The sequence below is a fragment of the Mesorhizobium sp. genome (genome assembly GCF_017306585.1).
In the GTDB taxonomy this organism is placed as follows: domain Bacteria; phylum Pseudomonadota; class Alphaproteobacteria; order Rhizobiales; family Rhizobiaceae; genus Mesorhizobium.
On the sequence record NZ_JAFKIC010000177.1, the window covers coordinates 1 to 16,156 of the forward strand.

The following is a 16,156-nucleotide window of genomic DNA, read 5'->3' on the forward strand; positions in this document are numbered from 1 at the left end:
CTTCGCAGCTGGTGACAGATTATCTCCCGGAACTCGCCGCCACCGGCTGGGCCGGCGCCAGTGTCCAGCATGTGCTGGACATGACGACCGGCGTGCGCTTCTCCGAGGAATATACGGACCGCTATTCGGACATCGGCCAGGTCGATGTCGCGACCGGCTGGAAGCCGGTGCCGCCGGGCAGCGATCCGGATTTCCGCTGGCCCGCGCACATGTTCGAACTGATCCTGGGGCTGAAGGACACCGTTCGTCCGCATGGCGCCAGGTTCGAATACCGCTCGATCGAGACCGACGTGCTCGCCTTCATCATGGAGCGGGTCACGGGCAAGCGGCTGGCGCAACTGGTTTCCGAAGAACTCTGGCAGAAGCTCGGCGCCGAGGAAAGCGCCTGCTTCACGGTCGACAGCGCCGGCTATGCGTTGGCCGATGGCGGCTTCAACGCGACGCTGCGCGACTATGGCCGCTTCGGTCAGCTGATCCTCGACAATGGCCGCGGCATCGTGCCGGCGGACTGGATCGAGGCGACGCGCAACGGCAAGCATGGTCCCGATTTCTCCGCCAGCATGCCGCAAGGCAGTTACCGCAACCAGTTCTGGATCGAGAATCCCGACTCCCGCGCCCTGATGTGCAGGGGCGTTTTCGGACAGATGATCCATATCGACTGGAATACGCGAATGGTGGTGGTGAAGCTTTCGACCTGGCCGGATTTCAGCAATACCGCCTATTCCGTGGCGACGCTGAAGGCCGTGCATGCCATCGCCGCCGCGCTGGGCTGAACCGTGCAAGAAGAAACGACCTGGAAGGAAACGCCATGACCGGCAAGACCGCATTCGAGAGCCGCTACGGCTTCCCCCGCAACGAGGTGCTGCTCAGCAACTGGCGGGAAAATCCGTTCAACCGATGGTCGTTCCAGAACCTCGGCGAATTGGTGCCGACCGCGCGGATTTTGGCGACGCCGGATGCGATCGAAGCGCCCATGCGGGATTTCGACGGTCTGCTCGGGGAAAAGGTCTCGATCGCCAGCGCGCCGGAAACCGTTGCCGAATTCCTCGCGCGCTCCAGCACTGACGCGCTGACGGTGATGAAAGGCGGCAAGGTCATCGGCGACTGGTTCGCGCCGCACATGGATTTCGGCGCCCGCCATATCATTTTCTCGATCAGCAAGTCGGTGACGGCTGTCATCGCCGGCATCCTCGAAGGCGAGGGCGCCTTCGACCCGGAAGCGCCGGTGACGCACTACATTCCCGAGGCGGCGGGTTCAGCCTATGGCGACGCAAGTTGCCGGCATGTGCTCGACATGAGCGTCAGCCTCGATTTCGAGGAGGCCTATCTCGATCCGGAAAGCGCCTTCGCGCGCTATCGCCGCGCAACGCTGTGGAACCCGGGCGGCGGCACGGAAAGCCTGCGCGAATTCATTCTCACCCTGCAGCGGCTAGCCGAGCCGCATGGCGAGACCTTCCGCTACCGCTCGCCCAATTCCGACTTGCTCGGCCTGTTGCTGGAGCGCGCGTCGGGCCAGCGCTTCACCGACCTGATGCGCGAGAAGCTGTGGCTGCCACTGGGCGCCGTGAGCGAGGCCTCCATCGGCGTCGACATGGAAGGCACGGCGCGGACCGCCGGCGGCATTTCGGTGACGCCACGCGACCTGGCGCGCCTCGGCGAAATGATGCGGCAAGGCGGCACGGCCAATGGACGCCGCGTCGTGCCGGAGGCCTGGGTGCGCGATACGGCGGTCACCGGAGGCAGTTCCGAAGCCTGGCAGCGCGGCTCGATGGTGCCGCTGTTTCCGCAAGGCCGCTACCGTAACAAATGGTATCAGACCGGTTTCGCAAACGGCGCCTATTGCGGCATTGGCATTCATGGCCAGTGGCTTTATGTCGATCCCAAGACGGAAGTCGTCATCGCCAAGATGTCGTCGCAACCGGAGCCGGTGGACGATCCGCTCGATATCGAGATCGTCGCTTTCTTCGAAGCGCTGAGCCGGATAGTCTGACCCGGCCGGGGCAACTTCGCCGCCTCGTGCTTTCCTGTGGACCGGCCGCGACGGTTGAAAGCGTCGCGGTTGGCGGGACGGTTGTGTGCGCTTATGGTCGCCGCTCCTTTCGACAAGAGTAGGACCAATATGGCATCCGACATCAAGCGCATCGCAGCCATCATCGCGGGGGAGATCAAGGCCAGGCCCGAACAGGCGGCGGCGGCGATCGAACTGCTCGACGAGGGCGCGACGGTGCCGTTCGTTGCGCGCTACCGCAAGGAAGTGACCGGCGGGCTGGACGACACGCAGTTGCGCGATCTTGCCGAGAGGCTCGCCTATCTGCGCGAGCTCGATGCCCGCCGGGACACCATCCTCGGCTCGATCCGCGAGCAGGGCAAACTCACCGAGGAGCTGGAGGTCAAGATTGCCGCCGCCGCGACCAAGGCCGAGCTGGAAGACATCTACCTGCCCTACAAGCCGAAGCGCCGCACCAAGGCCGAGATCGCCAGGGAGCGCGGGCTGGGGCCGCTGGCGGACGCCATTCTGGCGGATCGTTCGCTTGTGCCCGCGGAACTGGCACTCGCCTATGTCAAGGAAGAAGTAGCCGACGCCAAGGCCGCGCTTGAAGGCGCTCGCGACATCCTGTCGGAACAGTTCGCCGAAAATGCCGATCTGGTTGGCAAGCTGCGCGCCTACATGAAGGAACGCGCCTTCCTGCGTGCCAGGGTGGTCGACGGCAAGCAGGAGGCCGGCGCGAAATTCTCCGACTATTTCGAGCATGTCGAGCGCTGGGCGGGCGTGCCGAGCCATCGGGCGCTCGCCATGCTGCGTGGCCGTAACGAGGAAGTGCTCTCGCTCGATATCGAGGTCGATGCCGACGATGCCTCGCCGGTCAAGCCGGTCGAGCGGATGATCGCCAATGCCTATGCGATCGGCGCGTCACTGCCGGGCGATCGCTGGCTGATGGAGGTTGCCGGCTGGACCTGGCGCATCAAGCTGTCCCTGCATCTGACGCTCGACCTGATGCGCGATCTGCGCGAGCGGGCCGAGGAAGAGGCGATCCATGTCTTTGCCCGCAACCTCAAGGATCTGCTGCTGGCCGCGCCCGCCGGTTCGCGCCCGACCATGGGGCTCGACCCCGGCATCCGCACCGGCGTCAAGGTGGCGGTGGTGGACGGCACCGGCAAGCTGGTGGCGACGACAACGGTCTATCCGTTCCCGCCGAGAAACGATGTACGGGGAACGCAGGCGGAGCTTGCCGCGCTGATCCGCCAGCACAAGGTCGAGCTGATTTCGATCGGCAACGGCACCGGCAGCCGCGAGACCGAGAAGCTGGTCGCCGACATGCTGTCGGACATGCCGGCCGGTGCCGGCCCCAAGCCGCTCAAGGTCATCGTCAGCGAGGCGGGCGCTTCGGTCTATTCGGCGTCCGCCACGGCGGCGGCCGAATTCCCTGGCCTCGACGTGTCGCTGCGCGGCGCGGTGTCTATCGCGCGGCGTTTGCAGGATCCGCTCGCCGAACTGGTCAAGATCGAGCCCAAATCGATCGGCGTCGGCCAGTACCAGCACGATGTCGACCAGTACCGCCTCGGCCGCTCGCTGGAAGCGGTGGTCGAGGACGCGGTCAACGCTGTCGGTGTCGACCTCAACACCGCCTCGGCGCCGCTGCTGGCGCGGGTCTCGGGTCTTGGCGCCTCGCTGGCGGATGCCATCGTCGCGCATCGCGACGCGACGGGGCCGTTTGCCAGCCGCAAGGATCTGCTCAAGGTCTCCCGCCTCGGGCCGCGTGCGTTCGAGCAATGCGCCGGGTTCCTGCGTATCGCCAATGGCAGCGAACCGCTCGACGCCTCGTCGGTGCATCCGGAAGCCTATGGCGTGGCCAAGAAGATCGTCGCCGCCTGCGGGCGCGACGTGCGCTCGCTGATGGGCGACAGCGCCGCGCTCAAGGCGCTCGATCCGCGCGTTTTCGTCGATGAGCGCTTCGGTCTGCCGACGGTGCGCGACATATTGGCGGAGCTGGAAAAGCCCGGCCGTGATCCTCGCCCGGGTTTCAAGACCGCGACCTTCGCCGACGGCGTGGACGACATCAAGGATCTGAAGCCCGGCATGCTGCTGGAGGGCACGGTGACCAATGTCGCCGCCTTCGGCGCCTTCGTCGACATCGGCGTGCATCAGGACGGGCTCGTGCATGTCTCGCAGCTCGCGGACCGGTTCATCAAGGACGCGCACGAGGTGGTGAAGGCCGGCGACGTGGTAAAGGTGCGCGTTGTCGATGTCGACATCAAGCGCAAGCGCATCGGCCTTTCCATGCGCAAGGATAGCGGCGAGGGCGGCGCGCCCAGAGGAGGTCCGCGCGACAATGGCGGCGGCAGGCCGGCGCCTCGCTCGCCGGCGCCGCCGCAGCGCCAATCGGAAAAACCATCGCAGGGCGCGTTCGGCGCCGCGTTGGCCGAGGCGATGAAGCGGAAGTAGCTACCAGGCCAGAACCGCGGGCTCCCTGTCGAGCTGGCTCAGCAGCCAGTCGCGAAAACTCGCGACCGGCGGATAGCCGCGCTTATCGTGCGGGACGACGAGGTAGTAGGCGCTGCGGCTCTGCATCGGTTCGCCCGGCGCGGGCACCAGCTGGCCGCGCTGCAACTCGCCGGCGATGAGCAGCAGCGGCAGCAATGCGACGCCGAGCCCCGCCATGCAGGCCTGCGCCGCGGTGCCGAACTGCTCGAACTGCATGCCGGGTCCGGTCGGCGCGCTCAAGCCCTGATGTTCGAACCATTCTGTCCACGCCCCCGGGCGCGTCGCCATGTGCAGCAGCGGCAGGCGACCGATGTCGCCAGCTGAGGTGATGGCGCGGCCGGCGAGGAATTCGGGCGACACGACCGGGGCCACGGTTTCACGCACCAGAAGCGTGGAGTCGGCTTCCGGCCAGTCCGGCAGACCATAGTGGATCGCGGCATCCAGCCTCTCCCGCGCGAAGTCGAAACGGCCGACGCGGGTGACGAAGTTGATGGTGATGTCGGGATTGTTCTCGACGAAATCCGGGATCAAAGGCATCAGCCAGCGCGTGCCGAAGGTCGGCAAGATGGCGAGGTTGAGTATCCCGCCATGCCGATTGGTCATCAATCCCAAGGCGGCGTCGCGCAACTGGCCGAGGGCCGATCGCACCGCTTCGGCATAGATTTCGCCGGCCGTCGACAGCCGGACATTGCGGCTGTCGCGCTCGAACAGCCGGCGGCCGAACTGATCCTCCAAAAGCCTGATCTGGCGGCTGACCGCGCCTTGGGTCAGGTCAAGCTCCTGGGCGGCGGCGGTAAAGGAGCCAAGTCGGGCCACGGCCTCGAAGGCGGCGAGGGCGCTGATATTGGGAAGCAGGCGGCGCTGGACACTCATGATCCATTCCTAACGCTCATTGATCGGTGAGGCAATTTCGTTTGATTTTTCGACGCCACGGGCCGATAAGCCGGGCTTCACCCGTTGCAAGGATCGAAAAGCCATGGCCGCCGACAAGAATGCATTCGTCTGGGAAGACCCGTTCCTGATCGAGGACCAGCTTTCGGAAGAAGAGCGCATGGTGCGCGACGGCGCGGCGGCTTTCGCGGCCGACAAGCTCGCGCCGCGCATCGAGGAGGCTTATCTCAACGAGACCTTCGACACCGCGATCTTCCGCGAGATGGGCGATGCCGGCCTGCTCGGCATCAACATCCCCGAGGAATTCGGCGGGCTCGGCGCCAACTATGTGACTTACGGGCTGGTGGCGCGGGAAGTCGAGCGCGTCGACAGCGGCTACCGCTCGATGATGTCGGTGCAGTCGTCGCTGGTGATGTATCCGATCTACGCTTACGGCTCGGACGCGCAGCGCCGCAAATATCTGCCCAAGCTCGCCAGCGGCGAATGGATCGGCTGTTTCGGCCTGACCGAGCCGGACGCGGGCTCCGACCCGGGCGGCATGAAGACGCGCGCTGAAAAGACCGCCGGTGGCTACAGGCTCACCGGCTCCAAGATGTGGATTTCCAACGCTCCGGTCGCCGACGTGTTCGTCGTCTGGGCGAAGCTGAAGGGCGAGAACGGCAAGGACGAGATTCGCGGCTTCGTGCTGGAGAAGGGCATGAAGGGACTTTCGGCGCCGAAGATCGGAGGGAAACTCAGCCTCCGCGCGTCGATCACCGGCGAGGTGGTGATGGAAGGCGTCGAGGTCGGCGAAGACGCGCTGCTGCCCAATGTCTCGGGGCTGAAAGGTCCGTTCGGCTGCCTCAACCGGGCCCGTTTCGGCATTTCCTGGGGCTCGATGGGCGCGGCGGAGGATTGCTGGCACCGAGCCCGCCAGTACGGGCTGGACCGCAAGCAGTTCGGCAAGCCGCTGTCCGGAACGCAGCTTTTCCAGAAGAAGCTCGCCGACATGCAGAGCGAGATCGCGCTCGGCCTGCAGGCCTCGCTGCGCGTCGGGCGCCTGCTCGACGAAGGCAAGATGGCGCCGGAAATGATCTCGATCGTCAAGCGCAACAATTGCGGCAAGGCGCTCGACATCGCCCGCCAGGCCCGCGACATGCATGGCGGCAACGGCATCCAGATCGGCTACCACGTCATGCGACACGCGCAGAACCTGGAGACAGTCAACACCTATGAGGGCACGCATGACGTGCACGCGCTGATCCTGGGGCGGGCGCAGACGGGGCTGCAGGCGTTCTTTTGAGGCGGCAAAGCCTCCTCGTCTTCGTCATCCTAGGGCGAAGCAAGGAGCGAAGCGACGCGGCGCAGACCCTAGGATCCATGCCGTGACGTTAAAGTGTTGTAACGGTTCAGAATTCTGCGCCGCTGCACCTTTCAACATAGGTCGCGGCATGGATCCTAGGGTCTTCGCGACGGAGCTTCGCTCCTGCTTCGCCCTAGGATGACGAAGTCATTGGATGCGCCGTGCCGCCGGTCGACGCTGGGCGGCAAATGACCAGTCGCCTGACGCTGCTACACAGTCCTTGGCTGCTTAAATTAGGTGCACCGCAACATCTCTGCTTGGAGAATGCCCGGAACTTGTGTCAGGGTTCGGCTGTCGAAACGCCGATCCCCGGGGCCCTATGGCAATTCTGGCAGCCGTCTATCACCTGACCCACTACAAATACGACCGGCCGGTGGTTCTCGGCCCTCAGGTCATCAGGCTGCAGCCAGCGCCGCATTCCCGCACCAAGGTGCTCAGCCATTCGCTCAAGGTCGAGCCGGCCAACCATTTCGTCAATCTGCAGCAGGATCCCTACGGCAATTTTCTCGCCCGGTTCGTCTTTCCTGAGCCGGTGAGCGAACTGAAGATCGAGGTCGATCTCGTCGCCGACATGACGGTCTACAATCCGTTCGATTTCTTCGTCGAGGAAAGGGCGGAGAATTTCCCATTCGATTATCCGGAAGAGATCCGCGACGACCTTGCCATCTATCGCACACCGGAACCCGCCGGACCGTTGCTCTCGGCTTTCCTCAGAACCATCGACCGCAGTCCCAAAAACACCGTCAATTTTCTCGTCGATCTCAATGCCCGGCTGCAGCGCGAGATCGCCTATATCGTGCGCATGGAGACCGGCGTGTTCTCGCCGGAGGAAACGCTTTCCGCCGGCAAAGGATCGTGCCGGGATTCGAGCTGGCTGCTGGTGCAGATCCTGCGCAATCTCGGCATCGCCGCCCGCTTCGTTTCGGGTTATCTGATCCAGCTCAAGCCTGATCTGGTTTCGCTCGACGGTCCGGCCGGGACTTCGGTCGATTTCACCGACCTGCACGCCTGGTGCGAGGTCTATCTTCCCGGCGCCGGCTGGATCGGTTTCGATCCGACTTCCGGTCTGCTCACCGGCGAGAGCCATGTGCCGCTCGCCGCCACGCCGCATTTCCGCAACGCGGCCCCCATTTCCGGCATGGCAAGTTTCGCCAATGTCGATTTCGGTTTCGACATGCGGGTTGAGCGCATTGCCGAACATCCACGCATCACCAGGCCGTTCTCCGACGAGAGCTGGCAGGCGCTCGATGCGCTCGGCAACAGGGTCGATGCGGCTCTGACGGAAGGCGACGTACGGTTGACCATGGGCGGGGAACCGACCTTCGTGTCGATCGACGATTTCGAGTCCGCGGAATGGAACACCGCCGCCGTGGGGCCCACCAAGCGTGAAAAGGCCGACGCGTTGATCCGGCGGCTGCGCCAGCGCTTCGCGCCGGGCGGCTTCCTCCACTATGGTCAGGGCAAATGGTATCCCGGCGAAAGCCTTCCGCGCTGGACCTTTTCACTCTACTGGCGCACCGACTGCCAGCCGGTGTGGAGCGATCCGTCACTGATCGCGCGCGAAAAGAGTTCGTCCGATATCGGCCCGCAGCAAGCCGAAAAGCTGCTCACCGCCATTGCCGGCGAGCTTGGCATCGAGACGTCCATGGTCAGCGAAGCCTATGAGGATCCGGCCGAGTGGCTGCTCAAGGAAGGCAAGCTGCCCGACAATGTCGATCCATCCAATTCCAAACTGGAGGACCCCGAGGAACGCAGCCGCATGGCGCGCGTGTTCGAGCGCGGGCTGACGAGGCCATCCGGCTATGTGCTCCCCGTCCAGCGCTGGAACAGCCAGGCGTCAGGTCCGCGCTGGCGCTCGGAAAAGTGGAAGACGCGGCGCGGCCGGCTGTTCCTGGTGCCCGGTGATTCGCCGGTCGGCTATCGCCTGCCGCTGGGAACGTTGCCCTATGTCGCGCCGGCGCAGTTTCCTTACATAGTTCCGGTCGACCCATCGCTGCCGCGCGGCCCCTTGCCGGCGCGCGAGGCGATTTTGCCGACAGCAGCCGCGATTGGACCGGATGGTGCCGACGAAGTGGCGCACCGCCAGCAGGCGGCCTCGTTCACGGCAGCCACCGCGCAGCAGGACAGGGTGGAACAGGAGATCACCGAAATCGGCGGCGCGGTGCGCACGGCGCTTTCGGTCGAGCCGCGCGACGGAAGGCTGTGTGTATTCATGCCGCCGGTCGAAGCGCTGGAAGACTATCTCGAACTTGTCGCGGCCGCCGAGAACGCCGCGAAGTCGATCGGTCTTCCCGTGCATATCGAGGGCTATGGACCGCCGCACGATTCGCGCCTCAACGTCATCCGGGTGGCGCCCGATCCCGGCGTCATCGAGGTCAACATCCATCCGGCGTCGAATTGGCAGGATTGCGTGGCGACGACCACCGCGATCTACGAGGAAGCGCGGCTGACGCGGCTCGGAGCCGACAAGTTCATGATCGACGGGCGCCATACCGGCACCGGCGGCGGCAACCATGTCGTCGTCGGCGGCGCGACCCCCAATGACAGCCCGTTTCTTCGCCGGCCGGACCTGTTGAAGAGCCTGGTGCTGCAATGGCAGCGCCATCCTTCGCTGTCCTATCTGTTCTCGGGCCTGTTCATCGGCCCGACCAGCCAGGCGCCGCGCTTCGACGAGGCGCGGCACGATTCGCTCTACGAGCTCGAAATCGCGATGGCGCAGGTGCCGCATCCCGACCAGGGGACGGCGCCGCTGCCATGGCTGGTCGACCGGCTGTTCCGCAATCTTTTGACCGACGTCACCGGGAATACGCACCGCTCCGAAATCTGCATCGACAAGCTGTTTTCCCCGGATGGTCCGACAGGCCGGCTCGGCCTGGTCGAGTTCCGCGGTTTCGAGATGCCGCCCAATGCGCGCATGAGCCTGGCGCAGCAGTTGCTGGTCCGCGCCGTCATCGCCCGCGCCTGGAAAAACCCGCTCGACGGCCGCTTCGTGCGCTGGGGCACGTCGCTGCATGACCGCTTTATGCTACCGCATTATGTCTGGGCCGATTTCCTCGATGTGCTCGACGACCTCAAGCTCAACGGCTTCGAATTCCGGCCCGAATGGTTCGACGCGCAACTCGAATTCCGGTTCCCCTTCTGCGGGGAAGTCCAGCATGCCGGCATCAAGCTGGAACTGCGGCAAGCCCTGGAGCCATGGCATGTCATGGGCGAGCAGGGGGCGATCGGCGGCACCGTGCGCTTCGTCGATTCCTCGGTCGAGCGGCTGCAGGTCAGGACCGAGGGCCTCAATCCGGAGCGCCATGCCATTGTCTGCAACGGCCGCATCGTGCCGATGAAGGTGACCGACAACAGGGAGGTCGCGGTGGCGGGCGTCCGCTTCAAGGCCTGGCAGCCGGCCTCAGGCCTGCATCCGGCGCTGCCGGTCAACACGCCGCTGGTGTTCGACATCTACGACCGCTGGTCGGGCCGGGCGGTCGGCGGCTGCGTCTACCATGTCGCGCATCCCGGCGGGCGTAATTACGACACGTTCCCGGTCAACGGCAACGAGGCAGAGGCACGGCGCCTTGCCCGCTTCGAACCGCGCGGCCATACGCCATCCGGCTATGTGTTGCGCGAGGAACAGCCGGCGGAAGATTTCCCGATGACCCTTGACCTTCGGCGCCCGCCAAGACTGTGATCGGCCATGGTAAAGGGGAATCATAAAAGGGTACGCGGCAAGCCGCAGCGCCACAGCCTGCTGGAGCACTACCAGCCGATCGACGGCGTCGTCGACGAGATGGTCGACGCATCGGGTAATCCGCGCCCCGTCTGGAAGCGTTTCATCGAGGCGCTCGACGATCTCGGCGCCGAGAAGCTCGGCCAGCGTTTTGCCCGTGCCGACCAGTATCTGCGCGACGCCGGCGTCTACTACCGCGTCTACGACAAGGCCGGCGCCAACGAGCGCGAATGGCCCCTCGCGCATGTGCCGCTGCTCATCGAGGATGCCGAATGGGCCGCGATCAGCGCCGGCCTTGTACAGCGCGCTGAACTGTTCGAGCAGATCATCGCCGATATCCATGGACCCAACAGGCTGATCGAAAAGGGTATTCTGCCGGCGGGATTGATCGCGGCAAGCCCTGAATATCTGCGGCCCGTGATCGGCACCAGGCCGGCCAGCGGTCATTTCCTGCATTTTTGCGCTTTCGAGCTCGGCCGCGGGCCCGACGGCCAGTGGTGGGTGCTTGGCGACCGGACGCAGGCGCCTTCGGGCGCCGGCTTCGCGCTGGAAAACCGTGTCGCCACGACGCGCGCGCTGTCCGACATCTATGGCGAGATGCATGTGCACCGGCTGGCCGGCTTTTTCCGCCGCTTCCGCGACGCGCTGATCGGCATGGCCAGGGAAAACGACGGCCGCGTCGCCATCCTGACGCCCGGACCGCTCAACGAAACCTATTACGAACATGCCTATATCGCCCGCTACCTCGGCATCATGCTGCTCGAAGGCGAGGATCTGACCGTTTCCGGCGGCAGGCTGATGGTGCGCACCGTGTCCGGCCTGATGCCGATCAGCGTGTTGTGGCGGCGCCTCGATGCCGCCTTCGCCGATCCGCTCGAACTGCGCCCGGACTCGCAGATCGGCACGCCCGGGCTGGTCGAGGCCATCCGTCACGGCGCGGTCGGGACCGTCAACGCACTTGGCTCGGGCCTGATGGAAACACGCGCGCTGCTTGCCTTCCTGCCCAGGATCGCGCGCGAATTGTGGGGCGAGGAACTCGAACTGCCCAGCGTCGCGACCTGGTGGTGCGGACAGGAGACGGAACGCGCCCATGTGCTTGCCAATATCGACCGCATGGTTGTCGGTCCGGCGCTGTCGACACGGCTCGCCTTCGAGGATGACGGCCAGACGGTGCTCGGCTCGGCTCTGTCGGCAGGCGAGCGGGCGGAACTGGTTGCGCGCATCGAACGCGATGGTGGCGCCTTTGTCGGCCAGGAGGCGGTGACGCTTTCCACCACGCCGGTTTTCGTTGGCGGCTGGCTGGAGCCCCGCCCGGCCAGCCTGCGTGTCTATCTGGCGCGCACGCCCGATGGCTGGACGGTGATGCCGGGCGGCTTTGCCCGCGTCGGCCTGTCGCTCGACCCGACGGCGATCGCCATGCAGCGCGGCGGCCAGGCGGCTGACGTGTGGGTGGTCAGCGACCGACCGGTGGAGCGCGAAACGCTGCTGCCGCAGGAGGGAGACAGCTTCAGCCGCACCAGGCCGGGCAGCCTGCCCAGCCGGGCCGCGGAAAACCTGACCTGGCTCGGCCGCTATATCGAGCGCTCGGAAGATACGGTGCGGATCCTGCGCGCCTATCATGTGCGGCTTGCCGAAACGTCGGACCCCGACATGCCGCTGCTGGCCGATATCAGGGATTATCTGGAACCCTTCGGCATCGATGTCGAGACGGCGATCCCTTCGGGGTTGATCGGCACGCTGGACAGCGCGGTCTACAGCGCCGGACAGATCCGCGACCGTTTCTCACCGGACGGCTGGCTGGCGCTCAAGGACCTCTCTAAGACCATCCATCAGTTCGCCACCACGGTGGCGCCGGGCGACGACGCGACCCGGGCAATGACCGTGATCCTGCGCAAGCTCGCCGGGTTTTCCGGGCTGCTGCACGAGAACATGTATCGCTTCGCCGGCTGGCGCTTCCTCGAGATCGGCCGGCGGCTGGAGCGCGGCATCCAGATCGCGCGCACACTTGCCCGGCTGACCAGCGCCAAGGCACCGGACGGCGCGCTCGACATGATGCTGGAAATCGGCGACAGCGTGATGACCCACCGACGGCAGTATCCGGTACAGGCCGGGCGTCGCACGGTGATCGACCTTTTGGCGCTGGATCCTCTCAATCCGCGCTCCGTCCTGTTCCAGTTGGAGAGGCTGAAGGCCGAGATCGGTCTGTTGCCCCCGGTCGGCGGCGAAGGCCATATGTCGCCGGCGGCGAAGGAGATCCTGCAGCTCAACACCGCGATCGCCATCAAGGAGCCGGCGGACATGACGGTTGCCGCGCTGAACGATCTCGCCGGCGAGATCGGCGGCCTCTACAACAGCCTTGCCAAGGCCTATTTCGGATAACACCACGGCATGCTGTACGACATCAGGCTTCACCTTCACTATGACTACGCCGCGGCTGCCGGTGGTGGCCGCCATCAGGTGCGCGTGCTGCCGCCGACCATCGCAGGCGTGCAGCGCGTCATCGCCGCGTCGCTGTCGTTCGCGCCGGCGGCCAATGAACGCTCCGATTTTTCTGATTTCTTCGGCAACAACGTCACCTCGATTGCCTTCCGCGATGCCCATGACGCACTCGATATCAGGATGAGCGCGCGCGTTTCGGTGTCGCGGCCGGAGCCAGGCCTCGATGTCTCGCCCGATCTCGGCCGGCTCAGGCAGGAACTGGCGGCCGTGCGCTCGCTGGCGCCAGCTTCGCCCCACCATTTCCTGGCGGCCAGCGCCCACGCGGGCGTCGACACCGCGATCACCGGCTATGCGCGGGACAGCATTGCGAATTCAGCCGCCGGAACCGCCATGAGCCTGTGCAACCGCATCCACCGTGACTTCACCTATGATGGCGAGGCGACCACGGTGCGGACCCGGGCGAGCGATGCCTTCAAGCTGAAACGCGGCGTGTGCCAGGATTTTTCGCACATCATGATCGCCGGGCTGCGCGGACTTGGCATTCCGGCGGGCTATGTCAGCGGCTTCCTGCGCACCATCCCACCAAAGGGCAAGCCCCGGCTGGAGGGCGCCGACGCAATGCATGCCTGGGTCAAGGTCTGGTGCGGGCGCGATGCCGGCTGGCAGGAATTCGACCCGACCAACGGCATGCGGGCCAGCAACGACCACATCACCGCAGGCTTCGGCCGCGACTATTCCGACGTGGCGCCGATCGTCGGCGTGCTGAAGACCACGGGCGGGCAGGTCGGCGAACAGGCCGTCGACGTCATTCCGGTCGCGCTCGAAAAGGCATGAGCGCGGCCCAAAACGCGCGAGGCGCACCGCTAATGCAATTCTGAGTGGACGAAGGCGACTTCTCAAACATCGAAGCGGTCGCTAATCTGTATCCGTTTTGAGGGGACAATCATTGTAGTGCCAAAGCACGTTGGCGCGGGGTTTTGTAATTGAAAGCGGTCAGCGTCGTCATTCCAGCCTACAATGCCGCGGCGACAGTCGCGACCACACTCGCATCGCTTGCAAGTGAGGCCGAAGTCATTGGCGAGATCCTGCTGATCGACGATGCGTCGACGGACGATACCGTGGCCGTGGCACTGAAGGCGGCGTCGCAACTGTCCCTGCCGCTGCGGATATTGCCGGCCGAATGCCATGATGCCGGCGGTGCCCGCAATGTCGCACTGACGCAGGCACTCCATCCCTGGGTCTACCTGATCGACGCCGACGACCTGCACCTTCCCGGTGGATTGCGAGCACTGCTGCGGCAGGCGGAGAGCGGGCCCGAAGCCGACATGATCGTCGGTGCCTACCAGCGGCGGGTGAGTGGCCAGGACCGGCAGATAAAGGTGCCGAACGGCTATCAGGCTTCGTGCCTCGCAAATGCTTCGGCCTATGTAAAAGGCGACATACGTTCCGTCGCGGTGGGCAGCGTGCTGGCGTCCCGGCGCCTGATCGGCGAGACGCGGTTTCCGGTGGGCCTTGCCTATGACGAGGACACGCTGTTCTGGGCGAGGCTGATGAGCAAGGCATCGCTGGCCATGATTCCACAACCCGTCATGGTCTACGAGGTTTCGCCCACCCGCTCCGACGACCGTTTTACGATCAATCCGGTGCGGCGGTTCCTGGAGTGGCGCCGGGAACTGCACACGCTCACCGATTGCGGCATCCCGATGTCGTCGCTCAAGATCAGGGAGGGGCTCGTCGCCCTCAAGATTGCCCGGGTCCATTATGCGCGCGGCGACCTGGACACAGCCTCACGCTTCCTGGCGGTGGCCTCGGCGGCACCGAAACGCCGCTCGGAGGCCTGGCGCTGCCTGCGCTACCGGCTCAAGCTCGCGGTGCGGCGGCGGCTTTCGTCGACGCAGATTGAGCTGCAGAGCGCCCTGTAGGCCCGGTCCCGTCATCCGCCGGCGAAACCGGCGACGCGTCATCGCCGGCAATGGAACCGGCGGCCGTCCTGCGGCTTATCTAGCGACATTCGCGCGGAGCCGTCATGCTGCAGAAATCCGGTGCATCGTACAACCGATCGTCCGCCGATGACGCGATGCCGAGCAACGGGGCGCGGATCGCGGCCAGGCAAGCCAGACTGACCTATGTGAGCGATGCCGAGCCCGGTATCCGCCGACTGAGGGCGGGCAAGGGTTTTTCCTACAAGGGACCCGACGGCAAAGCGGTTTCCGGCGCCGTCAGGGCACGCATCGAGGCGATCGTCATCCCGCCGGCCTGGACGGATGTCTGGATTTCGCCCGATGCCGACGGTCATATCCAGGCGACTGGAAGGGACCAGCGGGGGCGCAAGCAATATCGCTATCATCCGCAATGGGCCGAGGAGCGGGATGGCGCCAAATATTCGAGCCTTGTCGCTTTCGCCGAAAGCCTGCCGGACCTGCGCGGCACGATAGACAGGGATCTGCGCCGCCACGGCCTGCCGTTCGAACGCGTCGTCGCCGCTGTCGTCTGGCTGCTCGACAACACGATGATCCGCGTCGGCAACGCCGCCTATGCGCGCGACAACAAGAGTTTCGGTTTGACGACGTTGCGGGATCGCCATGTCGACATCAAGGGGGCCAGCCTACGCTTTGCCTTCAAGGGCAAGTCCGGCAAGGAATGGAGGCTGAAGCTGGTCGACCGGCGCATTGCCGGGATCGTTCGAGGCGCGCAAGACCTGCCGGGCCAGAAACTGTTCCAGTATCTCGACGAGGATGACGTGAGGCGCCCGATCCGTTCCGAGGATGTCAATGGCTACATCCGGGATGCCGTCGGGGATGCCTTCAGTTCGAAGCATTTCCGTACCTGGGGCGGCACCATCCACGCCGCCTCGCTGTTTGCGCAAACCGAACTGCCGGAAAGCCGGGCACAGCAAAAACGGGTGATGAACAACGTTATCGATCAGGTCGCCGAGCGGCTGGGCAACACACGCGCGGTCTGCCGCAAATGCTATATCCACCCGCTGGTGCTCGAGGCCTGGTCACAGGGACGGCTGCTCGCCGAAATGGCCGAGGCCAACAAGCGCAAGCGGCCCGTCGAAGGGCTGGACGCGGAGGAAGCGCTGGTCCTGCGATGGTTGAAGAGGCACGAAAGCTGACTTGCGGCGACGAGAGCGGTTCAGCGTTTGATAGAATCGCCGAACCGCTCTAACTCTTTGTTTTTACGCAATTCCGGACGGAAAACCGTTTCACACTTTTCCTGGAATTGCTCGAGCGCCCGTCGCACCGGATTTTTTTATCGACGCCGTGTCGGGATCGGTCCT

General features: G+C 65.1%; 10 protein-coding genes. 9 read left to right on the forward strand and 1 reads right to left on the reverse strand.

Annotation, left to right across the window (positions count from 1 at the left end; translation table 11 throughout):
- The 3 genes from J0I79_RS21140 to J0I79_RS21150 all read left to right on the forward strand — a co-directional run.
- Positions 1-773 (forward strand): serine hydrolase (locus J0I79_RS21140; protein ID WP_292863397.1); only part of this gene is annotated, 773 nt, incomplete at its 5' end.
- A gap of 35 nt (positions 774-808) precedes the next feature.
- A complete protein-coding gene (locus J0I79_RS21145; RefSeq protein ID WP_292863400.1) occupies positions 809-1,990 on the forward strand; it encodes a serine hydrolase in 1,182 nt (393 codons plus the stop codon).
- Positions 1,991-2,119: 129 nt separating this feature from the next.
- Complete coding sequence (locus tag J0I79_RS21150; protein WP_292863402.1) at positions 2,120-4,444, forward strand: Tex family protein; 2,325 nt, start codon at positions 2,120-2,122, stop codon at positions 4,442-4,444.
- Here J0I79_RS21150 and J0I79_RS21155 read toward each other — a convergent pair whose 3' ends face one another.
- Positions 4,445-5,356 carry a LysR family transcriptional regulator gene (locus J0I79_RS21155; protein WP_292863405.1) on the reverse strand — a complete coding sequence of 304 codons (912 nt, stop codon included), beginning with the start codon at positions 5,354-5,356 and terminating at the stop codon, positions 4,445-4,447. It lies immediately after the preceding gene.
- Between the two features lie 103 nt (positions 5,357-5,459).
- Between J0I79_RS21155 and J0I79_RS21160 the strand changes: the two genes are divergently transcribed.
- The 6 genes from J0I79_RS21160 (at position 5,460) to J0I79_RS21185 (ending at position 15,991) form a co-directional block, all read left to right on the forward strand.
- Complete coding sequence (locus tag J0I79_RS21160) at positions 5,460-6,656, forward strand: acyl-CoA dehydrogenase (protein ID WP_292863408.1); 1,197 nt, start codon at positions 5,460-5,462, stop codon at positions 6,654-6,656.
- A gap of 379 nt (positions 6,657-7,035) precedes the next feature.
- Positions 7,036-10,395: a transglutaminase family protein gene (locus J0I79_RS21165; RefSeq protein WP_292863411.1), complete on the forward strand. Its 3,360-nt coding sequence runs from the start codon at positions 7,036-7,038 to the stop codon at positions 10,393-10,395.
- Positions 10,396-10,401: 6 nt separating this feature from the next.
- Positions 10,402-12,813, forward strand: a complete 2,412-nt coding sequence (locus tag J0I79_RS21170) for a circularly permuted type 2 ATP-grasp protein (RefSeq protein WP_292863414.1) — start codon at positions 10,402-10,404, stop codon at positions 12,811-12,813.
- A gap of 9 nt (positions 12,814-12,822) precedes the next feature.
- Positions 12,823-13,707 (forward strand): transglutaminase family protein, encoded by an 885-nt coding sequence (locus J0I79_RS21175; protein ID WP_292863417.1) that lies wholly within the window; start codon positions 12,823-12,825, stop codon positions 13,705-13,707.
- 149 nt (positions 13,708-13,856) lie between these two features.
- Entirely contained in the window at positions 13,857-14,795 is a 939-nt protein-coding gene (locus tag J0I79_RS21180; RefSeq protein WP_292863420.1) for a glycosyltransferase family A protein, read from the forward strand.
- Positions 14,796-14,899: 104 nt separating this feature from the next.
- A complete protein-coding gene (locus tag J0I79_RS21185; RefSeq protein ID WP_292863423.1) occupies positions 14,900-15,991 on the forward strand; it encodes a DNA topoisomerase IB in 1,092 nt (363 codons plus the stop codon).
- The last annotated feature ends 165 nt before the right edge of the window (positions 15,992-16,156 follow it).